The sequence below is a fragment of the Winogradskyella luteola genome (genome assembly GCF_019203985.1).
Classification (GTDB): Bacteria; Bacteroidota; Bacteroidia; order Flavobacteriales; family Flavobacteriaceae; genus Winogradskyella; species Winogradskyella luteola.
The window spans coordinates 29041-53073 of the sequence record NZ_JAGSPD010000010.1 but is presented as its reverse complement, the minus strand read 5'-3'; the positions used below and the strand labels follow the sequence as shown (position 1 = coordinate 53073).

Annotated in this window: 24 protein-coding genes; 5 read left to right on the top strand and 19 right to left on the bottom strand. The window is 33.9% G+C overall.

Annotated features, from left to right (window positions below; translation table 11 throughout):
- Positions 1 to 35 precede the first annotated feature (35 nt).
- The 5 genes from KCG49_RS12435 to KCG49_RS12415 all read right to left on the bottom strand — a co-directional run bounded on the left by KCG49_RS12435 (position 36) and on the right by KCG49_RS12415 (position 4176).
- Complete coding sequence (locus KCG49_RS12435) at positions 36 to 761, bottom strand: acetolactate decarboxylase (protein WP_256259995.1); 726 nt, start codon at positions 759 to 761, stop codon at positions 36 to 38.
- Positions 762 to 772: 11 nt separating this feature from the next.
- Positions 773 to 1600 carry an alpha/beta fold hydrolase gene (locus KCG49_RS12430; protein ID WP_218546927.1) on the bottom strand — a complete coding sequence of 276 codons (828 nt, stop codon included), beginning with the start codon at positions 1598 to 1600 and terminating at the stop codon, positions 773 to 775.
- Position 1601: 1 nt separating this feature from the next.
- Positions 1602 to 1976, bottom strand: a complete 375-nt coding sequence (locus KCG49_RS12425; protein WP_218546926.1) for a cupin domain-containing protein — start codon at positions 1974 to 1976, stop codon at positions 1602 to 1604.
- Between the two features lie 82 nt (positions 1977 to 2058).
- Positions 2059 to 2616 (bottom strand): hypothetical protein, encoded by a 558-nt coding sequence (locus KCG49_RS12420; RefSeq protein WP_218546925.1) that lies wholly within the window; start codon positions 2614 to 2616, stop codon positions 2059 to 2061.
- Between the two features lie 21 nt (positions 2617 to 2637).
- Positions 2638 to 4176 carry a helicase HerA-like domain-containing protein gene (locus KCG49_RS12415; protein WP_218546924.1) on the bottom strand — a complete coding sequence of 513 codons (1539 nt, stop codon included), beginning with the start codon at positions 4174 to 4176 and terminating at the stop codon, positions 2638 to 2640.
- A gap of 225 nt (positions 4177 to 4401) precedes the next feature.
- Here KCG49_RS12415 and KCG49_RS12410 point away from each other — a divergent pair, with 225 nt between their 5' ends.
- On the top strand, positions 4402 to 5034 hold the full coding sequence (locus KCG49_RS12410) for a 7-carboxy-7-deazaguanine synthase QueE (RefSeq protein WP_218546923.1): 633 nt from the start codon (positions 4402 to 4404) through the stop codon (positions 5032 to 5034).
- An 88-nt stretch (positions 5035 to 5122) separates the two neighbouring features.
- Here the strand turns inward: KCG49_RS12410 and KCG49_RS12405 are convergent, their stop codons facing one another.
- Positions 5123 to 5671, bottom strand: a complete 549-nt coding sequence (locus tag KCG49_RS12405; RefSeq protein WP_218546922.1) for a DUF2911 domain-containing protein — start codon at positions 5669 to 5671, stop codon at positions 5123 to 5125.
- A 273-nt stretch (positions 5672 to 5944) separates the two neighbouring features.
- Between KCG49_RS12405 and asnB the strand changes: the two genes are divergently transcribed.
- A complete protein-coding gene (gene asnB, locus KCG49_RS12400; protein WP_218546921.1) occupies positions 5945 to 7606 on the top strand; it encodes an asparagine synthase B in 1662 nt (553 codons plus the stop codon).
- Between the two features lie 66 nt (positions 7607 to 7672).
- On the opposite strand, the gene KCG49_RS12395 is transcribed toward asnB, so the two are convergent.
- Both KCG49_RS12395 and KCG49_RS12390 read right to left on the bottom strand, forming a co-directional pair.
- Positions 7673 to 8461 carry a zinc ribbon domain-containing protein gene (locus KCG49_RS12395; RefSeq protein ID WP_218546920.1) on the bottom strand — a complete coding sequence of 263 codons (789 nt, stop codon included), beginning with the start codon at positions 8459 to 8461 and terminating at the stop codon, positions 7673 to 7675.
- Between the two features lie 2 nt (positions 8462 to 8463).
- Complete coding sequence (locus tag KCG49_RS12390) at positions 8464 to 9558, bottom strand: Nif3-like dinuclear metal center hexameric protein (RefSeq protein ID WP_218546919.1); 1095 nt, start codon at positions 9556 to 9558, stop codon at positions 8464 to 8466.
- A 40-nt stretch (positions 9559 to 9598) separates the two neighbouring features.
- On the opposite strand from KCG49_RS12390, the gene lpxK reads away from it, so the two are divergent.
- Positions 9599 to 10597 (top strand): tetraacyldisaccharide 4'-kinase, encoded by a 999-nt coding sequence (lpxK, locus tag KCG49_RS12385; RefSeq protein WP_218546917.1) that lies wholly within the window; start codon positions 9599 to 9601, stop codon positions 10595 to 10597.
- Here the strand turns inward: lpxK and KCG49_RS12380 are convergent.
- The 7 genes from KCG49_RS12380 to KCG49_RS12350 all read right to left on the bottom strand — a co-directional run bounded on the left by KCG49_RS12380 (position 10594) and on the right by KCG49_RS12350 (position 17903).
- Entirely contained in the window at positions 10594 to 12732 is a 2139-nt protein-coding gene (locus tag KCG49_RS12380; RefSeq protein ID WP_256259993.1) for an ATP-binding protein, read from the bottom strand. The genes lpxK and KCG49_RS12380 overlap by 4 nt on opposite strands.
- Before the next feature lie 128 nt (positions 12733 to 12860).
- Positions 12861 to 13877, bottom strand: a complete 1017-nt coding sequence (gene gap / locus KCG49_RS12375; protein WP_218546914.1) for a type I glyceraldehyde-3-phosphate dehydrogenase — start codon at positions 13875 to 13877, stop codon at positions 12861 to 12863.
- Positions 13877 to 14749 carry a lipoyl synthase gene (gene lipA, locus KCG49_RS12370; protein WP_218546912.1) on the bottom strand — a complete coding sequence of 291 codons (873 nt, stop codon included), beginning with the start codon at positions 14747 to 14749 and terminating at the stop codon, positions 13877 to 13879. The genes gap and lipA overlap by 1 nt, the downstream gene beginning before the upstream one ends.
- Positions 14750 to 14800: 51 nt before the next feature.
- The gene (locus KCG49_RS12365; protein WP_218546911.1) at positions 14801 to 16045 is read right to left on the bottom strand and encodes an Nramp family divalent metal transporter; all 1245 of its coding nucleotides are present in this window, start codon (positions 16043 to 16045) and stop codon (positions 14801 to 14803) included.
- Complete coding sequence (locus tag KCG49_RS12360; RefSeq protein ID WP_218546910.1) at positions 16045 to 16590, bottom strand: RNA polymerase sigma factor; 546 nt, start codon at positions 16588 to 16590, stop codon at positions 16045 to 16047. The genes KCG49_RS12365 and KCG49_RS12360 overlap by 1 nt, the downstream gene beginning before the upstream one ends.
- Complete coding sequence (locus KCG49_RS12355) at positions 16581 to 17693, bottom strand: glycosyltransferase (RefSeq protein WP_218546909.1); 1113 nt, start codon at positions 17691 to 17693, stop codon at positions 16581 to 16583. Before KCG49_RS12355 ends, KCG49_RS12360 begins: the two co-directional genes overlap by 10 nt.
- A 6-nt stretch (positions 17694 to 17699) precedes the next feature.
- Positions 17700 to 17903 carry a membrane or secreted protein gene (locus KCG49_RS12350; protein ID WP_218546908.1) on the bottom strand — a complete coding sequence of 68 codons (204 nt, stop codon included), beginning with the start codon at positions 17901 to 17903 and terminating at the stop codon, positions 17700 to 17702.
- 132 nt (positions 17904 to 18035) lie between these two features.
- Between KCG49_RS12350 and aqpZ the strand changes: the two genes are divergently transcribed.
- Positions 18036 to 18722, top strand: coding sequence for an aquaporin Z (gene aqpZ, locus KCG49_RS12345; RefSeq protein WP_218546907.1), 687 nt, complete (start codon positions 18036 to 18038; stop codon positions 18720 to 18722).
- A 77-nt stretch (positions 18723 to 18799) separates the two neighbouring features.
- Here the strand turns inward: aqpZ and KCG49_RS12340 are convergent, their stop codons facing one another.
- The 4 genes from KCG49_RS12340 to KCG49_RS12325 form a co-directional block, all read right to left on the bottom strand.
- Positions 18800 to 19588, bottom strand: coding sequence for an RNA polymerase subunit sigma-70 (locus KCG49_RS12340; protein ID WP_218546906.1), 789 nt, complete (start codon positions 19586 to 19588; stop codon positions 18800 to 18802).
- 11 nt (positions 19589 to 19599) lie between these two features.
- Positions 19600 to 20133, bottom strand: a complete 534-nt coding sequence (locus tag KCG49_RS12335) for an RNA polymerase sigma factor (protein ID WP_218546905.1) — start codon at positions 20131 to 20133, stop codon at positions 19600 to 19602.
- Positions 20134 to 20331: 198 nt separating this feature from the next.
- Entirely contained in the window at positions 20332 to 21345 is a 1014-nt protein-coding gene (gene murB / locus KCG49_RS12330) for a UDP-N-acetylmuramate dehydrogenase (RefSeq protein WP_218546904.1), read from the bottom strand.
- Positions 21346 to 22536: a pyridoxal phosphate-dependent aminotransferase gene (locus KCG49_RS12325; protein WP_218546903.1), complete on the bottom strand. Its 1191-nt coding sequence runs from the start codon at positions 22534 to 22536 to the stop codon at positions 21346 to 21348.
- Positions 22537 to 22710: 174 nt separating this feature from the next.
- Between KCG49_RS12325 and KCG49_RS12320 the strand changes: the two genes are divergently transcribed.
- On the top strand, positions 22711 to 24024 hold the full coding sequence (locus KCG49_RS12320) for an aspartyl protease family protein (RefSeq protein ID WP_218546901.1): 1314 nt from the start codon (positions 22711 to 22713) through the stop codon (positions 24022 to 24024).
- Positions 24025 to 24033 lie beyond the last annotated feature (9 nt).

The window sequence follows — 24033 nt, the reverse complement described above, 5'->3', positions numbered from 1 at the left end:
CAAAAGTACGATAAAGATTATCGATGTAAATTCAGTTAAGGTTTTGGCAAAAATAAAGTCATTTCGTTAAAAATCACGTCGTCTAAATGCCCCATTTTCTTTAAATCTCTTGTTATAAGATGCATGTGTAAAAAAGAGTCGTGATGTGTAAATATGCCTTGATGATCTTTAGAGAAAAAACCAATAATTTCAACATCTTTATTTTCTATATTGTAATTTGTTTGCCCCTGGTGTGCTTCTTTTGGCGAAGAAACTTTAGTGTTTTCGGGTAAGTTTTGAATATGTATAGTAGCTTTAGAAACGTCTCCATAAAGCTTAAAAGCAAATGGTTTTTTAATCTTTTCTGATGCTTCTGTTATGTATTTTTCAAGTTGTGCAATTGACTTTAAGGAATCAGGTAGTCTTTTTATATTCCATTCAGTAACGTTAGAATAAACAAAAAATGGAGCCTCAACATTATTGTTTTCCTCAACTATCATCGTAGAATCAGATAGAACCTTTGAGATATAAGTTTTACCATTATTTATAAGAATTTCTCCACTTAAATAAGATTTTGGGCCAAGTCCGTAAAGCCCTTTTGTGTTTGATATGGTATCCAAATTTATTTTACCAAACAGCTCACCTTTCCACATGACGTCTTTCATTTGTCCGACGATCTTTACGGAATTAAAATCACTAGGTTTTTTTGTTGATTTTTCTTTATGATTGCAACTAAAAAACATCACAAAGGGGATAAGAAAGATGGTTGTAAAAAATCTCATCTGGATAATATTTATAAATCAATAAATTCAATAATCCTTGGTGTCAAAGATCGGTCTTTAAGCCCATGCCCAAAACCTACAGTACTGACCAATTCAGAGTTTTTATAGCGGTTAGCAAACAATTGTGCATCTTCGTAAGGAATAATTTTATCTTTTTTATCATGAATGATTAACCCTTTGGCATCCATGGCCTTGGTAAAGTTTGCTGCTGAGAAGTAATCAACTGATTTACCGAAACGCTCTAATACAATTCTATCTAAACCATTAGATATACGTCTATTGTAGCCCATCATCGATTTGTATCTGGAAAAGACTCCCGTGAAATGGGCAGGTGCACCAAGTAAAATCATTTTTTTAACCGAATCTGGTTGGTAATTATACATAAAAAATACACTGGCCATACCACCAACAGAATGTCCCATAATTATTTCTGGCTGAAATTTTTGTGCTACAACATTTATAAATTCAGAATACAAAACAGCGTTAAATTGCTTTCCGCTAGACCGTCCATGAGCTGGCGCATCCAGTGCAATAATGTTATAATTTTTAGCTTTTAAATCCTCTAAAATATAATCCCAACGTGAGGCATTACTTTCCCATCCATGAGCTAACAAAACAGTTTTACCCTTACCATTCCAACGGTAGGTGGCGATATTTAGACCATCATACGAAGCCTCTTCGGATAAAGCTGAATTGACAACTTTTTTTTGTTCTTCAGTGTAACGTCCTTTTCGTGGTGATGCAAATAAATTTAAAGCTTTTTTTGAAGCGTACTTAGATGAAATTAGGCTCGTTGCGTTTAAAGCATTGCCAATGGATTTTATAACAAAACTACTCATGTTATTGGTTTTCTCTATTTACGGAATCCATTGAAAATGCAAGTAAACAAATAGCAATATATTCGCAAGGCTCTGTAAATGGGTTAGAGTATTGCAATTTTGTATGTCTATTAACTTTTATGGATTGCCCAGCTTTAAGGATAATGGTTTCATCTTCTATGATGAATTGTTTTTTTCCTTTGATTATAAATGTATATTCATCAAATTCTGGTGTTTGAAATGGTTCACTCCAGCCAGGGGGAGCAACCATGTGAGCAATACTGATACTAGAATTACCGTCACTTGCCAAACCAAAATGTTCTTCAATAAGTTTACCATCATGTGTTGGTACAACAAATGGTGAAGTCTGGACTTTATACTTTTTTTTGTTTACCATGAATAATTATATTGTATCTAAGTATTTACTGCAACTGATGTATTAATGTAATCTTCTACTGCTCTATATGGCTTATGGAATCCTACCAATGTACCATAAAGAATTTTATCTTGGCTTTTTCAGGAATTTGAACAGGATCTATAGTGGCTTCCATATTAAACCGTAAACTTCCAGGCAATTCTTTTTTGTCAATGGTAAATGTCGCATTGATTTCATTTACAGAAACAACAACAGAATTTATCAAATTATCAACTTTAGAAATCGTATAGGCCTCTTTGATAGCTTTAAACGTACTCAAAGTAGATATGTTCTTTTCTGTTTTATAACGCTCGTCAATAATACGAACACTGGAAATTACTGATGTAGAATCTAAAGCTTCTTTAGGGGAAAGGTCCAATAACTTTTTTCCTCCTTTTTCAAAAATCTCTATGGTATTGATTGAACCTGCAAATTCATCGCCAGCAATGTAACGTACCACAGAATCGTTAATGAATACAGAATCTAATTCTTTCACTTGGGTAGAATCTGTTAATAAACCTATGTGAGTCTTATTTATTAAAAAGGGGTTAGGCTTTGTATCTTTTGTACAACTCATCACTAATAATGTGCATATTAGTAATGCAAAAAGTATATTTCTCATAGTTTTGATTTAAGGCTTAATCTATTTTAACATTTTAGTTAGTATTCCCAAAACGCTTCGTATTACAGTTGGGCTAGACAGCACCTTAACAATTGGATTTTGTCTATTGCTGCGCCTTCTTGTTGAATGGGATTTTCGTTTACTTTCCGCACGTTTTAGTGCTTCCTTTTCTTCCTTGGCTTTTTGTTGAGCCTCTTCAGCCTCAGCTTGTTTTATTTTTTCATTGAGCATTTCGTAAGCGCTTTCTCTATCAACTTCCTTGTTGTACTTTCTTGCAAGTTGAGACTGAGCTAATAGTGCGCTAAGTTCGGATTCAGTTAAAATATCCATTCGGCTCATTGGTGCACGCATCATTGTTGCTGCCAATGGGGTAGGTTTCCCTTTTTCGTTCAATGCAGATACTAAGGCTTCTCCAATTCCTAAAGATGTTAAGACTTCAGCAGTGTCATAATAATCAGTGTCAGGATAGTTTTGCGCAGTTAGCTTAATCGCTTTTCTGTCTTTTGCCGTAAATGCTCTTAGGGCATGCTGAACTTTTAACCCTAACTGTCCGAGAACGGCTTCGGGAACATCTGTCGGGTTTTGTGTTACAAAATATAGACCCACACCTTTGCTGCGAATTAACTTTACAATGCTTTCAATCTGGTTTAAAAGGGCATCTGAAGCTTCATTAAAAATTAAATGTGCCTCATCTATAAACATAATAAGCTCTGGTCTACCACTATCTCCTTGTTCTGGGAATGTTGAATAAATTTCTGCCAATAAACTCAGCATAAATGTAGAAAACAACTTGGGTCTATCTTGTATATCAGTCAGTCTAATAATATTAATATAACCACGGCCATTCTCATCGATCCGTAACAGATCTTGGGTGTCAAAAGAGGTTTCACCAAAGAATAAATCACCACCTTGTTGTTCAATTTCAATAAGTTTTCTAAGGATGGCTCCTGTCGACGCTGTAGAAATTCTACCATAGGCTTCCTCAAATTCCTTCTTACCTTCATTAGTTGCATATTGTAACATTTTCTTAAAATCTTTTAAGTCTAAAAGTGGAAGTTTATTGTCGTCACAATACTTAAAAATAACCGATATAATTCCAGCTTGAGTTTCAGTGACTCCTAATATTCTTGAAATTAAAACAGGTCCAAACTCGCTAATGGTAGCACGTAGCCGTACGCCATCTTGCTCAGAGAGTGTCATTATTTCAACAGGAAATGATTTTGGATCAAAAGGTAAACCTATTTTTTCGTGACGTTCATCAATTTTTGGATGCCCTGGACTTGGTTTTGCCAAACCACTTAAATCCCCTTTAATGTCCATTAACAAAACAGGAACTCCTTTTTCCGAAAGGTTTTCAGCTAAGACTTGCAATGTCTTCGTTTTCCCTGTACCTGTGGCACCAGCAATTAAGCCATGTCTGTTCATAGTTTTTAAAGGTACATTTACATAAGCATTCGTTTTGGTTTCACCATCTAACATTGCAGCGCCTAAAGTGATATAATCACCTTTAAAAGTATTGCCTTCGGCTATGTCTTTTATGAATTTATCAGAATTCGTCATCAATCAGAAAATTTGCATAAAAATAATGTAATTTTAGCAAACTACCTCGGAGTAAACTCACGGGGTTGGTAATGTAAAAGTCCTAAAATTTCAAAGTATGTTTGCGGTGTTTAAATCTCCATTATCGAGTTAAGTACAAAGTTTAAAGTGTTTTTTAATTTTTAAGACGCTTACTTATCGTTTTTAGACTTTACACTTCGCACTTAATAACTATCTTTGTCAACTATGACAAGAAGAGAGCGACAACAATTAATAGATCAAGGTCACTTATTACCTTTAATGGAAGAGTTTTATACCATTCAAGGGGAAGGTTATCATAAGGGAACTGCTGCTTATTTTGTAAGAATAGGAGGCTGTGATGTTGGTTGCCACTGGTGCGATGTTAAGGAAAGTTGGTTACCGGAATTACACCCTGCAACTGAGACAACAAAAATCGTTGATAATGCCATAAAATATAGCGATATTATCGTAGTAACTGGTGGTGAGCCTTTAACTTGGGATATGGGACCATTAACGGAACAGTTAAAAGCCAAAGGGGTACAAACGCATATTGAAACTTCTGGAGCTTATAAGTTAACAGGTCAATGGGATTGGATTTGTTTATCACCTAAAAAAGTGAAGTTACCAACTGAAGAAATTTATGCTGAAGCTCATGAATTAAAATGCATCGTATATAATAAAGATGATTTTAAATTTGCAGAAGATCAGGCAACGAAAGTCAATGATAATTGTATTCTCTATTTGCAACCCGAATGGAGTAAACGCGAAAAGATGATGCCTCAAATAGTGGATTATGTTATGGATAATCCTAAATGGAAAGTGTCATTGCAAACACATAAATATTTAAATATACCTTAGTAGATATTGGCCAAGATTTTGGTTTAACATTTAAATGTAAAAGTTCCGAAAGGTTAAAACCTTCGGAACTTTTTTTTTAGCTTCTAGCTTAACCCTTTACAAATGGTACGGCAACTCTAACGGTTCCCCATCCCATGTGCATGTGTACGCCATTATCAGATTTTTCAAAAGCTATTGAAAAAGCTTCCAAAGATTCTTCTCCTTTGGTAACAGGTACTGTAACTCTTGCTACATCATTTTTTTCGTTATAGAAATAACTTCCCCATACATTAAGGTCAGCGCTTACAATAACGGTCCATTCTGTCTCTCCTGGTATGGCATATACTGTATAAGTGCCTTCTTTAACATCCTTTCCAGCAAGTTTCATATCTGTATATACGTGTAATTCGGCAGCTTCATTAGCTCCGAGTCTCCAAACTTTGCCAGGTTTTGCTAATTTGTTTACATCTCTACCTTTTAATTGAGGTCTACTGTAAACAATCTTAATGAGTTTGTCTGATACTTTATAGTCGCTAGGGTACGATGCCCCATCCATAGGACTTTTGTCCAAGCCTTTGAAGTTTTGTGCTTCTGCATTAAATGAGAGTAGCATTAAGAATGCTAAAGTAACGGTTGTGATTAGTCGTGTGGTTTTCATAAATATGGTGTTTTTTTTATTAAAATATGTCCTTATCGATTTGTGGTCGAAAAGAAATACTAAAGTTTACAGATTATTAGCTAAACTTTCAATTTTTTCAATTGTAGTTTTATTATTTTAGTTATTCGTTATTTTTAGTTTTAAAATATAACTAATTAGGTATTTTGTGTTTAATAATTGAAAGTTTAGTATCATATTTGCTTCATAATTAATAACAAATGAGTGTTAGACTGAGTGTAATCAAAGTCGCATTCAAAATAAAAACAAAAAGTTATGTGCGGTATAGTATGTGCGTTTGATATAAAACAGAAATCAGAAACATTAAGGCCTCAAGTTTTAGAGATGGCAAAGACCATAAGACATCGTGGGCCAGATTGGAGTGGTATTTATAATGATGAAAAAGTGATTATGGCTCATGAGCGCTTGGCAATTGTTGATCCTGCTTCAGGAAAGCAACCTTTATTCAGTGAAGATAAAAAGTTGATTTTAGCAGCCAATGGTGAAATTTATAACCATAAAGAATTACGTTCTCGATTTCCTGATTATAAATTTCAAACCGAAAGTGATTGTGAGGTTATTTTGGCTTTGTATAAAGAAAAAGGCCATGAATTTATAGATGATATGAATGGTATTTTTGGTTTCGCTATTTATGATGTAGATAAAGAGGAATACTTTATTGCCAGAGATCATATGGGAATTATTCCATTATATATGGGTTGGGACAAGCACGGTACGTTTTATGTGGCTTCCGAATTAAAGGCCTTGGAAGGTGTTTGTACAAAAATTGAATTGTTTCCACCTGGCCATTACATGAGTAGTAGGGATGGCGAATTAGTACAGTGGTACAAGCGCGATTGGACAGATTATGATGCCGTAAAAGAGAATGAAACAAGTATCACTGAAGTTAGACAAGCTTTGGAAGATGCTGTACACAGACAGTTAATGAGTGATGTGCCTTATGGCGTATTGCTATCAGGCGGATTGGATTCATCGGTGACATCTGCTATTGCAAAGAAATATTCAGAGCGACGTATTGAAGCTGATGATAAAGAAAAGGCGTGGTGGCCGCAATTGCATAGTTTTTCAGTTGGACTGGAAGGCTCTCCAGATTTAGCAGCAGCCAAAAAAGTGGCTGACCATATTGGTACCGTTCATCACGAAATCAAGTTCACTATCCAAGAAGGCTTAGATGCTATCAAAGATGTTATTTATCAGCTTGAAACTTATGATATTACCACCATAAGGGCAAGCACGCCAATGTATTTAATGGCACGTGTTATAAAGTCTATGGGAATTAAAATGGTACTATCTGGCGAGGGTGCAGATGAATTGTTTGGAGGTTATCTCTACTTTCATAAAGCACCAAATGCACAAGAATTTCATGAAGAGACTGTACGTAAGTTGAGCAAATTGCACATGTACGATTGCTTAAGGGCAAACAAAAGCTTAGCAGCTTGGGGAATTGAAGGCCGTGTCCCATTCTTGGATAAGGAGTTTATGGATGTTGCAATGCGCATCAACCCACAAGATAAGATGATTAATGGAGAGCGTATGGAAAAATGGGTGGTACGTAAAGCATTTGAAGATATGTTGCCAGAAAGTGTTGTTTGGAGACAAAAAGAGCAATTTAGCGATGGGGTAGGTTACAGCTGGATTGATACATTGAAAGTACTTGTTGAAGACGAAATCTCTGATGAGCAAATGGCTAGTGCACATTTCCGTTACCCAATACAAACACCACAAAATAAAGAGGAATATTATTACCGAACCATTTTTGAAGGTCATTTTCCAAGTGATGCTGCTGCTTTAAGTGTTCCTCAAGAGCCAAGTGTGGCCTGTAGCACCAAAATTGCTTTAGAATGGGATGAAGCTTTTAAAAACATGAACGATCCCTCTGGTAGAGCCGTGGCTAAGGTGCATGAGGATTGTTATTAATAAATTGTTTTAAATAGAAAAGCCTTCACAAAACGTGAAGGCTTTTTTCTATCTATATTAAGATACTTATTTACTAAGTTTAGCAAATAACTTATTCATTTTTGCTTTTTCTTCCTCAGCTAAAGCGGCATCAACCAAAATACGTCCACTATGCTCATCTGTGATAACTTTTTTACGAGATGCAATTTCCACTTGTACTTGAGGCGGAATAGTAAAGAAAGAACCACCTGAAGCTCCACGCTCAATAGCAACAACTGCCAAGCCATTCTTAACATTGTTTCTAATTCTCAGATATGCTTTTACCAAACGCTCATCAATTTTCTTTTGAAAATCTTCAGACTTATCCAAAAGAGCTTCTTCTTCTTTTTCGGTTTCTTTTAAAATTTCATCTAATTCTCCCTTTTTGTGTTTTAGGTGTGTTTGACGATCTTTTAATTTATCCTTTGTTTCAGAAATAACTTCTTTCTTTTGTTCTATCTGAGCCTTAAATTCTTTTATGTGCTTTTCAGCTAATTGAATCTCTAATTCTTGAAACTCAATTTCTTTGGTCAATGAGTTATATTCTCTGTTATTTCTAACATTGTTTTGTTGCTCACTATATTTTTTAATTAAAGCTTTGGCTTCTTCAATTAAATTCTTTTTGCTTTTAATCTCATCATCAATAACAACAAGACTGTCATTTAGTTTTTCTAATCTTTTGTTCAGCCCTTCAACTTCATCTTCTAAATCTCTAACTTCTAAAGGCAGCTCACCTCTGACATTTCTTATTTCATCTACTCTAGAATCAATTAATTGTAAATCATATAACGCTCTTAATCGTTCTTCTACAGTAGCTTCAGCCTTTTTCTTTGCCATAATTATAAATACTTTACCGGATTTGTATTTGTCTTTGATAAAATGACTGCAAAATTAGTAATTTTTTTTGAGAGATAGTCTACTAAAAATGATTTTGTGAACTGCTCACTTTCATAATGTCCAATATCTGCTAAAACAATAGCATTTTCAGCACTAAAAAAGTCATGATATTTTAGGTCGGCAGTTACTAAAAGATCTGCACCAGAAGCTTTAGCGGCACCAATGGCAAAACTACCAGAACCTCCCAAAACAGCAATCTTTTTTACAGGTTCATCCAATAGTTTAGAATGTCTCACACATTCTGTATTCATTTTATGCTTTATATATTGAAGACATGCAACTTCATCCATTTCATTTTTGAGTTCACCAAGCATCCCCATGCCAATATTTTGGTTGGTATTGTCTAATGTTGTGATTTCGTAAGCGACTTCTTCATAAGGATGTGTTTTAAAAAGTGCTTTTAGTACATTGGATTCTAAATGTTTTTTATAAGTAACTGAGATAGCGGTTTCAGTTTCGTAATGTAACTTTCCTTTTTTACCTATTACGGGATTAGAATCTTCGTTGCCTTTATAAGTACCTTCTCCTTCTACATTAAAACTACAGGATTCATAATTCCCCAAACTACCTGCGCCAGCATCGAATAAAGCCATCCGTAAAGCTTCAGCATTACTTTTGGGAACATAAGTTTGCAGTTTTTTTATGGTTCCTGATTGGGGTATTAAAATCTGTTTGTTTTTTAATTCTAATTGGTCGCATATAATTGAATTAACTCCCTGTAAAGCATTATCTAAAGCCGTGTGAATTGAAAATATAGCAATGTTATGTTGAATGGCTTTTATAGCCACACGTTCTACATACGTTTTGCCCGTTAGCTTTTTTAAACCTTTAAAAATAATTGGATGAAAGCTAACGATGAGATTGCAATTGTTTTCTATGGCTTCATCTACTACGGCTTCTAGCGTGTCTAGTGTAACAAGGACACCTGAAACGGCCTGGTTTTTATTGCCTACTAGAAGCCCAACATTATCAAAATCTTCGGCATAGGCTAGTGGTGCTAAATCATGTAGTTGATTAATTACATCTTGAACAGTCATAAGTGTATATTTGTTTCAAAAATAATATATTTTAGTACTCTTGAAATTTATCCGTACCATATTGTTCCCAATTGTGCCAATTTACTATACTGTAACTTGGCTTAGAAATTGGTTGTACGATAAAGGTATTAAGTCTTCCAAGCGTTTTGATCTTCCGATTATTTGTGTTGGAAACCTTAGCACTGGCGGTACAGGAAAAACACCCATGATTGAATACTTAATTCGGTTATTGAAGGATCAGAAATCTGTAGCCACTTTAAGCAGAGGCTATAAACGCATAACGGATGGTTTTGTTTTAGCTGATGAAAATGCTACAGCTGATACTATTGGTGATGAACCGTATCAGTTTTTTAAAAAATTTAGAGATATTAAGGTAGCGGTTGATGGCAATCGCCAAAATGGTATTGAAGAGTTAATGTCGTTAGAGATTAAACCAGAAGTTATTTTGTTAGATGACGCCTACCAACATAGAAAAGTAAAAGCGGGATTCAATATTCTATTGACGGCTTACCATAAACCTTACTATGAAGATATAGTTTTGCCTACGGGAAATTTAAGAGAGCCACGCTCTGGTGCTAAACGAGCAGATGTAATTATAGTTACGAAATGCCCAGAAGATATATCTGAAGTCGAAAAAACTAGAATAGTACAACGGTTAAAAATAAGAAAGCATCAAGAGGTTGCCTTTAGTTATATTGACTATTCTGAAAAAGTAATTTCTAAGACAAATGAGCTTAAATTGAGTTCACTTCCTAAATTTACATTGGTCACCGGAATTGCTAATGCAAGACCTCTAGTTGAATTTTTAAAAAACAAAAGGTTGGATTTTAATCATATTGAATATCCAGATCATTACAGTTTTAAACCATCAGATATTGAAATGCTAGAAAAAAGAGGACTTATTATAACTACCGAAAAGGATTATGTAAGGCTATCTAATAATGAAAGTTTAGACGAGAACTTGTATTATTTACCAATTCAAATAAAAATTGATATTGCTAAGGATTTGGAAAGGGCTATTAGTACATTTGTTAATTAAAAGAAGCTAGAAACTACTTCTTTCCCGGAAAGTACATCATATAGCTTGGTTTCAAAATCTTCCTTTTTAAATGGTTTAGAAATAATATCGTTAAAGCCAGCTTCTCCAAATTCTTGCATTTTATCTTCAATGGTTACAGCTGTAAGCGCAAAAATGGTTAAATCCTTGTCAAAAGTTCTAATGATTTTTGTAGCTTCTAAACCGCTAATACCCGGCATATGAATATCCATTAATACCACATTATAATCATTTGATTTAACTTGCTCTACAGCAGCTTCACCATTATCCACCACGTCACAGTTCAATCCCATTTTATTGAGAATCTTTTTGGTAATCATTTGATTGATCTTGTTATCCTCGACAATCAAAATTTTAACTTCGCTTAAATCCAAATCTTCCATCTTATTAGATTTTTTAATTTCTTCTACTTTAGGTGCTTTAACTTCTTCAACGTGTTCTAAAGGAATTTCAAAAAAGAATGTTGTGCCTTTGCCAAGTTCACTCTTTAAATAGATTTTACCTTTCAGAATTTTAATAAGTCCTTTTACAATAGATAGGCCAAGACCTGTGCCACCATATTTTCTGTTGATTTGTACAGAGCCTTGAGAAAAGCTATCAAACATCTGGTCTTGTTTTTCTTTTGTAATACCAATGCCATTATCTTCAATTTCGAAGCGTAGTGTATACATATTGTCCTTTTGGTCAATCTTGTACGCTCTTACCCAGATGTCTCCATCTTTTGTAAATTTAATAGCATTTCCAAGTAGGTTAATTAAGATTTGGGAAATTTTTAATTGGTCGCCATTATAGGATTCTGGCAAACCGTCTTCATAGTCAAAATGTAGGTTTGTATCATTATCTTTAGCAGAATTGCTAAGTGCAGAGATTATATTTTCGAGTTTATTTTTAAGGTTGAACACCTCTGGGTCCAACTCAACTTTATTAGCTTCAATTTTATTGATTTGAAGGATATCGTTTATAAAGGTCAATAGGTAATCCCCTGAGAATTTCAATGACTTTAAATGCGGTATTTGATGTTCTTTAGGATCCTCTTCTAAAAGCATGTTGGTAAGACCGGTAACTGCATATAAAGGTGTACGCAACTCGTGCGTTACAGTGGATAAGAAATTTGCCTTTGTTTTAGAAGCCAATTCTGCTTTCTCTTTTGCTACAATAAATTCATCATTTTTTGTTTGTAGCATGTTATTGGTTCTTAGCCTTATGTTGTTGTTTTTGTAAAGTGATAGGGTTAATAAAGATAAAATTGTAATTAACGCAATACTAAGTATGGTAGTAATTCTTGTAAAATTACTTTCAGCGCTAACTTCGTCTATCTGTTGCTTCAACTGTGCATTTTGAGCATCCTTATATTTGTAGATGTATTTACCTGTAATACCAGGTGCTAAATTTTCGCGCTTAACATCTAAAATTGAATCAGATAGTTTGATATGCTTGGTAATAAAATCGTAAGAGTTTTTATAGTCTCCCTTAGCTTTATGAATAGCACTCAATGTTAAATATGCTTCATTAATATTTTCTAAAATATTATAAGCTTTAGCAATTGAAAGTCCTTCTTCGGCTTGGGTCAATGCTAAATCACTGTTGTTGAGAGCACTGGAAACCTTACCGCTTTCTATTAAAGCACTGCTGAGTCTTCTCTTTTGCTCATACTTTTTAGCAATAATTATTGTTTTATCGAGTTGAGATTTGGCTTTATCGAACTGCTTTAGCGAGATGTATACTTTCGCTTCGTTTAGGGTAACTTCAGAAATATATTCTTCTAAACCTTCCTGTTCAAATAAATTTTTTGCTGACTTAAAATATTCAAGAGCATTATCGTATTCTTCTTTTGTGCTAAGTATAACACCTTTAATATTATAACTGATAGCACGATTGCCATAGTCATCAATATCTCGTTGAATTTGAAGCGCTTTATTTAATGAAATATTGGCTTTATCTGTTTCACCTACCAGATAACGAACTTTAGCAATTTTGGTATGGATTTTACCCTGATTGGTCTTATCATCAATTTTTTCGGCAATTACAAGTGCTTTTTCAAGATTACCTAAAGCGTTGTAGTAGTCTCCGCGATCACTCTCTAATTTTGCTTGGGTAATGCGCTCTTGTATCCTCATAGATAGCAAGTCTGCATCTTCAACACTGTTTGTTTGTGCGAAAATCAGACTGCAAAAACACGCTAAAAAAACAAATATGTAATATTTGATTCGGGACATTTCAGCTCACTTTATTTTAACAAATATAATTATTTATTCGACAAAAGTGCTTTTTTATCCGATAAATCGCAAATTAAATCTAAAATTCTATGACTATAACCGGTTTCATTATCGTACCAACCTACTATTTTGACCATATTTCCGATTACAGATGTCATCTGTGCATCAAAAATGCATGAGTGTGAATTACCAACGATATCAATGGAAACAATGGGATCTTCCGTATATTCAAGAATCTTTTTTAATTGGGATTTTGAAGCTTCTTCAAAAACAGCATTAACCTCTTGTATGGTTGTATGTTTTTCAACATTAATGGTAATATCTGTAAGCGAACCATTAGCTACTGGTACTCTTATGCCACAACCACCAATAACATCAGATAAATCGGGAAAAATCTTGGTCAGTGCTTTAGCCGCACCTGTAGTGGTTGGTACTATAGATTGTCCGGCAGCTCTGGCACGTCTCAAATCGCGATGTGGTTGATCGTGCAGACTTTGATCTGTCGTATAAGAATGTACAGTTGTAATGTAAGCTTGCTTTATACCGAAATGCGCTTTGATTAAAGCAATCATAGGTGCAGCATTATTGGTTGTACAAGATGCATTGGATATGATGGTTTCAGAACCATCCATGCTGTGGTCATTTACGCCAAGAACTATAGTCTTAATATCATCATCTAACGCAGGAACGGATAAAACTACACATTGCGCACCATTATTTATATGGTTTTGTAATTCTGATTTGGTTTTGAATTTTCCTGTTGATTCTATAACAAAATCTGGTTGTGCTGATGACCAATCAATAGACTTGGGATGATCCTCATTGTATAAAGGGATAGAAATCTCATTAACGATAATATGATTATGGTCGTACGAAATAGTTTCGTTTAGAACGCCATGAATACTATCGTACTTTAATAAATGACTTAGGGTTTTTGCGTCTGCCAAATCATTTATAGCTATAATTTCTATCTGTGGATGTTGAAGTGCTAACCTAAACACACGTCGGCCAATTCTACCAAACCCGTTTATGGCAACCTTAATCATTAGTCAATATGTTTTTGTGCTTTGTACGAAGATCTTACCAAAGCACTACTTTCTACATGTCTAAATCCTAATTCTAGACCTATAGCTTTATATTCATCAAATTCATCAGGATTAACAAACCGTTTTACAGGTAAGTGTTTTTTACTAGGTTGAAGGTATTGACCTATAGTTATCACATCAACGTCATTGTCTCTAAGGTCGTGAAGCGTAGCGATGACTTCATCTTTTGTTTCACCTAAGCCCAACATAATACCAGATTTGGTTCTGCGCTGTCCTTGTTGTTTTAAGTATTTTAAAACTCCCATACTACGATAGTATTTAGCTTGTATACGAACCTCTCGCGTTAATCGTCTCACGGTTTCGATATTATGTGAAACAACCTCTGGAGCCACATCGATAATACGGTCTATATGTTTTTCGACACCTTGAAAATCTGGAATTAAAGTCTCAAGTGTCGTTTCAGGATTCATCCTACGAACGGCTTTAACCGTTTCTGCCCACATAATGCTTCCCATATCCTTAAGATCGTCTCTATCCACACTTGTTAAAACCGCATGTTTAATTTGCATGATTTTGATTGATCGTGCTACCTTTTCTGGTTCATCCCAATCTACGGTTTCTGGTCTTCCGGTTTTTACCCCACAAAATCCGCAAGAACGTGTACAGACATTTCCTAAAATCATAAATGTTGCAGTACCTTCTCCCCAGCATTCTCCCATATTTGGGCAACTTCCTGAGGTGCAAATCGTATTGAGTTTGTATTTATCTACAAGACTTCTGAGTTCCGTGTATTTCTTACCAGTAGGTAACTTAACTCGTAACCATTTTGGTTTGCGTTCGGGTAAAATATTTGAAGCTACTTTGGTTTCCATACATTTTCATTTTCGAGAAAGCAAAGATACGAAGTAAATAATTAAAAAGGTTTACAGAAAGCTAAGATACCAGATACTAAAGCCAACTAAAAAAGCAATACCAGACCATGATAAAACATGAAGCCCTATACTTGGTCTCCAATCTTTCGGTGTATGCTTACTGGAAATTAACTTGTAATTAATAATAGCATAAAAAGGGGCTGTTATAAATGAAAGGATGGTTGCTATTTTAATCAATAGACCCATTTCTGAAGCCAAAGCAAAAAAGATAAAAATAGTACCAATGGCTAAAATTAAAATCCAATGGAGATAGCCATTCTTTTTTGGTTCATTAGAGAGTATTTCTAGACTTTTGGTCATAGCTCTTGGTGATGCGTCTAAAGTGGTAATAGTTGTGCTAAACATAGTGGTGAAAGCAGCTATACCAATAATTATGTAAGCCCAATCTCCTAAGCTTTTAGTATACAAGTCAATAAGCTGATTTGAGAAAATTGCTGCTTTATCACTAAAGGTATTACCATTGCCAAACATTATAAAATAGCCCAGACAAACAAAAGCAAACCCTAAAATTATGGCACCAAGGAAACCTATATTAAAGTCTAGTAATGCTGTTTTTGGAGAAAACACACCTTCGTCCTTTTTCTTTTCTATTGCCCAAATGGAATGCCAAACCGAAATATCCAATGGAGCAGGCATCCATCCCATAAAAGCAATAAGAAAAGCAATTTCAGTAGGGTTTTCTGGTAATATTTGAACCAAGGAAATAGGTTTGTCAAACTCTACAAACGCAAAGCAAACGGCGACTAAAGTGCTTATGGTGAGTACGATAATAATGACTTTGATCAACTTGTCTAGAGTTCTGTACTTGCCCAAGAAAAGTATGAGCAAACAGATTAATAATATAATAACAGTCCAAATTTCTATACTGCTAATACCATCAATACCAAAGTTTAAAACACTAATATCTCCAAAAAGTGAATTTGCTAAACCAGCTGTAACAATGGTAACAGCAGTTTGAATGGTAAACATTGTCGCTAAACTTAGTACAAAATAAGCGATAAGGATGCCTTTACCTAGCTTATGGTAACCTTCTAATAGACTTTCGCCTGTTGCAGAAGCATATCTTGGTCCAAACTGGAAAAAAGGATATTTGAATAAATTGACAAGTAAAAGCGCCCAAAGCAGTCCTAACCCAAAGTCGGCACCAGCTCTTGTGGATTGTACCAAATGCGAAACACCAATAGCTGCACCAGCAAATAATAATCCAGGCCCTAATTTTTTAAGCATAGAAAGCATTATGTTTTAGTAATGATAGCTGCCAATAATTTTTTTGCTCTGAGTAATTTTACCTTTACATTGTTAATAGGTTCGTTTAATTCATGGGATATTTCCTTGTAACTAAACTCCTGAAAATACCTTAAGTTAATGATTTCTTGATAATGAGGTTTTAATTTTTTGATATCTCTTAAAAGCTTGGCAAGATTTTGCTCAGTTATAATCTTATCTTCTGGAGTAGGTGAGTCGTCAACAATGTCGAAGTAACGCTCGTTATCGTCTTTAGATGTATTTCTAATTGTTTTTTTCTGCTTTCTAATTAAATCAATATGGATGTTTTTTGAAATGGTAATCAACCAAGTTTTGAACTTATAATCTTCATTATAGGTATTTATTTTGTCAAAAGCTCTGGAAAATGTTTGAATGGTAATATCTTCAGCGTCATTTTCATTTTTTGTACGCTTAAGTTGAAATTTATACACCTCATTCCAAAAGGTATCCAAAAGAAAATTGAACGCAATTTGGTCATTCTGTTTGGCTTTTTTAATTGCGTCTATTATTTCCAATGTTTTGGTGTAGATATAAGGTTAGCAATAAAGATACTTAATTGTGTAGTAATTAAAAATAATTCTAGAAAAGGTGCTAAAAAGATAAGATTAATTTCATTTAGTTTTTTAGCTGTAAATCCAAAACTTAAAAGTTGAACTATAAATCGTAAAGTAATTAGCATTACAATCCATATCCAATCATAACTCAATATGAATAGTAAAATACCCAAAACCCAGAATAATAGTTGCGATGTATAGAACACACCTAAAAGAAACTTATGCTTAGTTTTATACAAGCTAGCTGTACTGACATGTCTGCGTTTTTGTATAATCCAGTCTTTAAAAGAACTTTTTGATTCAGAAATTGTAAAACTTTCCTTAGAGGTACAGATAGCAGTATTTTTAGTATCGGCAATTTCATTGATAAACAAATCGTCGTCACCAGATTTTATGGTCATGTGACTGTTAAAACCATTATTGTTAAAAAATAATTCCTTTCTGTAAGCCATATTTCTGCCAACTCCCATATATGGTATTCCCAGATTGGCATATGAAAAATATTGTAAAGCTGTCATTACGGTTTCAAACCTAATAAGTTGATTTAACAATGAAAAGTGCTTTTTGGCATAAGCACCGTATCCTAGAACAATAGCTTTCTGATTAGAGAATTTACTGCTTATGTGAGCTAACCATTTATTGGATCTTGGCTTACAATCTGCGTCAGTAAACACTAAAAAGTCGTGTTTAGAAGCTTTTATGCCAAGTGTGAGTGCATATTTCTTATTTCCCCAAAAGGCTTCAATAGATTTAACATCAACAAGTTTTACATTACCATAATTAGTTTTAAACTGCTTCATCACTTCTAATGTTTCATCAGAAGAACTATCGTTGACTAAAACTACTTCAAAGTTTGAATAGTTTTGATTTAAAACTAGAGGAAGATTCTGCTTTAAGTTTTCTGCTTCATTTTTTGCACAGATAATGACAGAAACTGGAACATGCTTTTTTATTTGTGTTTCTGGCCTCTTAATAGAAAAGGAAAAAAGAAAAATAAGGTAGTATACAGCTTGAATACCAACTATTACTACAAAAGTAAAAAACAGTATTGTAGTAAAGCTCATTAAGACCTAAGAGTGTTGAGGTTCGTTGCAGTTTTCGAACTGATCTGGAGTCTTGCCACAGAAACCACAAGCTTCTCCTTCTTTATTAAGCATTGGGTTTTGGCTTGCGCAAGTACCTGCGAATTCACCGTCCTTTTTTGCCCATAGTTTTATGGCAATACCAGCGATGCCTAAAGCTAACAATCCGAGTGTAAGAAGTAACAATTTCATTTTAAAGCTTAAATTTAATGCAAAGATAATGCTTTTACATTATTTAATGCTCTTCTTTAATTGTGACTTAATACGTAAACCTTGTGTCACATAACCATATAAACATTTTTACTAACTAATTAATTATCAATTATGAAAAAATTATTTGCAGAGTTCTTTGGAACGTTTTGGCTTGTTTTTGGAGGTTGTGGTAGTGCAGTTTTTGCTGCTGGATTTCCAGAATTAGGTATTGGATTTGTAGGTGTTGCACTTGCTTTTGGTTTAACTGTATTAACCATGGCTTACGCTGTAGGGCATATTTCTGGTGGTCATTTTAACCCTGCTGTATCTGTAGGTCTATGGTCTGGTGGAAAATTTGAGGCTAAAAATTTAATTGGCTACATCATTGCTCAGGTTGCTGGAGCTGTAGTTGCAGCTTTGGCGTTAAAGACAATTATTTCTGGTAAAGCTGGTTTTGATACACTAGGTGGATTTGCTGCGAATGGATATGGTGATTTATCACCAGATAATTACAGTATGATGGCAGTAATTGTAGCTGAGGTGATTTTAACGGCATTTTTCTTAATCGTTATCTTAGGAAGTACAAATGCCAGAGCACCAAAAGGCTTTGCGCCGATAGCTATTGGTTTGGCATTAACCTTAATCCACTTAATCAGTATACCTATTTCAAATACATCAGTAAATCCTGCAAGATCTTTAAGTCAGGCTTTATTTGCTGATGGTGCTTACTTATCGCAAGTGTGGGTGTTTTGGGTAGCTCCAATTGTAGGTGCCATTATTGGCGGAATTATCCACAAAACGCTATTTGAAAACGAATAGGTTTTTTAAAAAATTTAAAAATAAAAAAGAGGCACATAAATATTATTGTGCCTCTTTCGGTTTATTAAAGGTTAGGGTTATTCTTCCTTTAATGATATTTCTGCAACCTCAGTATTATTCTCGTTAGCTTCGCCACTTGTTCCAATTTTAATACTCAATGCCAATGCATCTTCCATATATGGTATTGGTTTTAATTTTCGATCAGATTCGTCGATTATACCTAAGTTAACCATTCTGTCTTGTAATTCAGCCCAGATTTCATAATGTTGTTCTTTAGGTAATTGCGGTAAAGTAATTACATCAATCATAGATGTTTTTTCAACAGGGTTAATGTAAGCCACTGTTTTTAAATTTTTTGCACGCTCGTTACCATTGATAACATATTTTCTGGCATCTGGATTGTTTAACTTGTTTAATTCCTTAGACAGTTCGTCCAATTTGGTATTATTGTTTTCGATATCACTTCTTAAATCAAAAATCTCTTCAATAACAACGTTGTTTTCATCGTTTAACATTTGATTTTTCTGATACAGTACAAACGATGTAGCGGCAAATAGAATAGCTGCAGCACTAGCAGCAATACTATACCAAGGTATCTTTTTGGTCTGTACTAATTGAATCACTTTAGTGTCATTAGATTCATCCAAAGCTTCTAAAATATTAGATAATATGTGGTTTGGCACGTCCACAGCACCAGCTTTGGCAATAAGCTCTAAGTTATTCTGAAGTTTTTCGTATGCTGAAGCAGCTTCAGGATAGTGACTGATAAAAAATTCTACTTCCTTTGTTTCTTCAGCAGAAGTTTCGCCTACCAAATATTTGTTTAGCAGGTTAGAATTTAAAAAACTATGTAATTTTGTTTCCATAATACATTCTTTTATGGGTCGTAAACTTTCTTTAATTCTCGTAACCCTATTTTTAACCTCGACTTAATTGTACCGAGAGGAATATCTAGTTCGTCACTAGCTTCTTGTTGTGTCATCCCTTGAAAAAACAAGGCATCTAACACAATTTGGTACTTTTCTTCTAGTCGCCCAACATGCTCTTTAATATCCAAAACATCTTGATTTAAATTACTTGTTGGTAAGATATATACGTTAGAAGTATCGATTTGGACTTCTTTTTTATAACGATTGTTAAAACTTCTTAGTTTATCTATAGCTGTATTCCTTGCTATACGGAATAGCCAAGTGAATAGCTTAGCTTTACTGGAGTCATATTTATGAGCATTTTTCCATACCTTTATAAAGGTTTCTTGTAAAGCATCTTCTGCAATTTCTTCATTAATTGTAATCTTTAAAATAACACCATAAAGACTAGTGGAATAATTTTCGTAGAGTAGATTTAATGCACGTTTATCTCCTTTTTTGAGGTAATCGATTATTTTTTGTTCTGTTGGTGTTATGCTCAAAATGTTAAAATCTTCTTTTTTAGTTTCTAAAACATCTAAAATGGATTTATAAACGTAAATATACTTAAATACACCTTTATTAGGTTAATAGCACATTTTATTGGTATAATTTTTCTTCCATTTAGAGAATTGATTAATAGCATTTTCAAAGAAATTATTCCAAATTCATAAGTCGCAATATTTATTGCGACTTATGTTTTATATAATATTCACTTCGGTTTCAATCTCTATATTAAAAATACGTTTTATTGTTTTTTGAAGGAGTTTAGCTAATTCAAAAATATCTTTTCCTTTTGCATTGCCATAGTTTACTAAAACAAGAGCTTGCTCTTTATGTACACCATAATCATTGAAACGTTTACCTTTAAACCCAGCTTTTTCTATAAGCCAGCCAGCAGGTATTTTTACTTCTTTATCAGAGATTTGATAAGACGGGATATCTGGAAAATTATCATTTAAGGTCTCAAATTCATCTTTTGAAATAATAGGATTTTTAAAGAAACTACCACTATTGCCAATATCTTTTGGGTCTGGTAATTTACTTTGTCTAATGGCTATGACCGCTTTAGAGATATGTCGAATAGTAGGCTCTGCTATATTAAAAACATTGAGTTGGTCTTTTATAGCTCCATAATCCATATGTAATCTGTGATTAGTTTTGGTGAGCTCAAAATTGACACTTGTAATAATATATTGACTTTTAAGATCTTGTTTAAAAACAGACTCTCTGTAATCGAAGTTACAATCCTTTTTTGTGAATGTCTTTAGTTGTTGGCTTTTTATATGAATAGCTTCGCAACTCACAAATACATCTTTTAGCTCAACTCCATAAGCCCCAATGTTTTGAATAGGTGCAGTGCCAACGTTACCGGGAATAAGTGATAGGTTCTCTATGCCACCATAATTTTGTTCTAAACACCAAAGTACAAACTCATGCCAATTTTCTCCAGCCATGGCTTTTACTGTAACCTTATTGTCAGTTTCATTTACAATTGTAAGGCCTTTGAGATTGATATGCAGAACTAAGGCTTCAATATCTTTGGTTAATAGCATATTGCTGCCACCACCAAGTATAAAAAGTGGGTTGGTATGCTGAGAGGCTAAAATATTTTTTAATTGCTCAACGGTTGAGATATTACAATATGAGGTAGCCTTAGCATCTATGCCAAAAGTGTTAAATGGTTTTAGTGAAACATTGTTTTCTATGGTCATTTAATCTCTATAAACTTTTAAGGCTTCATCTAATATTTTTATGGCAAGTTTTAAACTTTTTTCGTTCAATACATAGGCAATACGAATTTGGTTTAAGCCAACACCCGGAGTGGAATAAAACCCTGCTGCTGGTGCTACCATAATAGTATTGTTTTCATAATCAAAGGATTCTAATAACCAACGTGCAAAATCATCGGAGTTTTTTACTGGTAATTCTGCAATACAATAAAAAGCACCATTTGGTTTGGCAACTTTAACACCTTCAATATTTTCTAGCCCCGATATTAGTATATTTCTACGTTTAACATATTCGTCAATAACATCATCAAAATAGCTTTGAGGTGTCTCAAGTGCTGCCTCACTTGCTATTTGCGCTAAGGTTGGAGGACTCAATCTTGCTTGAGCAAACTTTAATGCTGTTTTAATAACCTCTTCATTTTTTGAAACCAAATAACCAATACGAGCTCCACACATGCTATAGCGTTTTGATACTGAGTCAATAACAATAGCGTGCTCTTCTAATCCTGATTCTTGTAAAATGGAATAGTGTGTTATACCATCGTAAACAAACTCTCTATAAACTTCATCAGCTATTAAAAACAAATCATGTTTTTTAACAATAGCGGCTAATTTTTTTATTTCTTCTCTAGAATATAAGTAACCAGTGGGATTCCCAGGATTACAAATTAAAATGGCCTTTGTCTTTGGCGTAATTAACTTTTCAAATTCCTCAATTGGAGGCAAAGCAAAGTTGTCTTCAATTTTTGAGATGACTGGTACAACCTTAACGCTAGATGCCGTTGAAAATCCATTATAATTGGCATAGAATGGCTCTGGAATTATGACTTCATCCTCTTCGTCCATGATACTGCCAAAGGCAAATAATAAAGCTTCACTTCCGCCTGTGGTAACAATGATGTTATTGTGTGTAACATGGATGTCATTTTTTCTATAGTAGTCGGCAATTTTAGTTCTGTAATTTTCAGAACCTTCGGATCTTGAATAGGCTAATATATCTAAGGAATGTACTTTTACAGCATCTAAAGCTATCTGTGGAGTTTTAATATCTGGTTGTCCTATATTAAGGTAGTATACTGTTTTTCCTTGTTTTTCTGCTTGTTCTGCAAAAGGCACCAACTTTCTAATTGGCGATTGTGGCATGTTTATACCCTTTTTTGAAATTTTTGGCATCGTCGTAAATTATAAAGTGCTAAGTTCTGAAATTTCTTAAAGTTTATGTAAAAAATAACGTTTAAAATACGTAATAAGATAAAGATTTGTAAATTCAGATTAAACTAACCAAAGTTTATGCTGTTCTTACGATGTATAGTTTTTTGTTTTTGTGTCATTAATGGTAGTTTATTAATGGCTCAAGATAGTTTTTTTCTCAAAGCTGATGTAAGTGATAAAATAGATTTTGAGCTTGCCAGTAATCTTATCATCATTCCTGTAGAGATTAATGGAGTTACGCTATCTTTTGTTTTAGATAGTGGTGTAAGTAAACCTATTCTTTTTAATCTTGAAGAACGAGACTCACTTGACTTAAAAAGCACAAGATCCTTTTACTTGCATGGTCTAGGTGGCAATGGACGCATTAAGGCCCTAAAATCTAGTCATAATAGATTTAAAATTGGTAATGTTATAGGTGTAAATAAGGATTTGTATGTTGTTTTTGATAAGTCGATTAATTTTACTCCGCGTCTGGGCGTTTTAGTTCATGGTATTATTGGTTATGATATTTTCAAAGATTTTGTTGTAGAAATTAATTATATGTCTAAGTACATTAGGTTGCATAGACCACATACTTTTAAGCCAAAATCTTCAAAAAAATGGAAAACCATACCAATTAATATTCATAGAAAGAAACCTTATCTAAATGCTGAAATTACCATTAACAAAGATAAAAAGCCAGTAAAACTACTTTTAGATACAGGTAGTAGCGATGCAATATGGTTATTTGAAAATAAAAGAGAAGGCTTAATGCCAAAAAAAGATTTGTTTTTTGAGGATTATTTGGGTCAGGGACTCAGTGGATCTGTTTATGGAAACCGATCTAAAGCCGATAAGTTTACTATAGGTGATTTTAGCCTCAGTGATGTTAATGTTGCGTTTCCAGATTCAAGCTATGTTCATGCAGCAAGAGCCTATAAAGAACGTAGTGGGAGCTTGGGTAGTAATATCTTAAAACGATTTAATGTGTTTTTTGACTATCGTAATAAAAAGCTTCACCTAAAAAAGAACAGATTTTTTAAAGAACCTTTTACATACAATAACAGTGGTATAGTATTAGAACATCATGGAACCATGTTTGTAAGAGAGCAGATCAGCATGTCTCAAGACAATAACAAAAAAATGAGCAGTGATTTTAGTGCAGTAAAAATAGATTTTTCCATTGAGCATATTATGGTATTAAAACCTGTGTATAAAATTGTAGAGTTAAGAACATCATCTAATGCATACGCATCTGGTCTAAAAGTAGGTGACATTCTTATAAGTATTAACGGCAGTCCTGCTTATGATTACAAATTACCTGAACTCAATGAGATTTTTCATGGTAAAACAGGTAAGAGCATAAAGTTGAAAATAGAACGAAATGGTAAAGACATGACGTTTAAATTTAAGCTTGATAATGCCTTTAAAAAAATGAGCGCCCATATTGAGCGCTCATCCTTAGATTAGTATTGACAG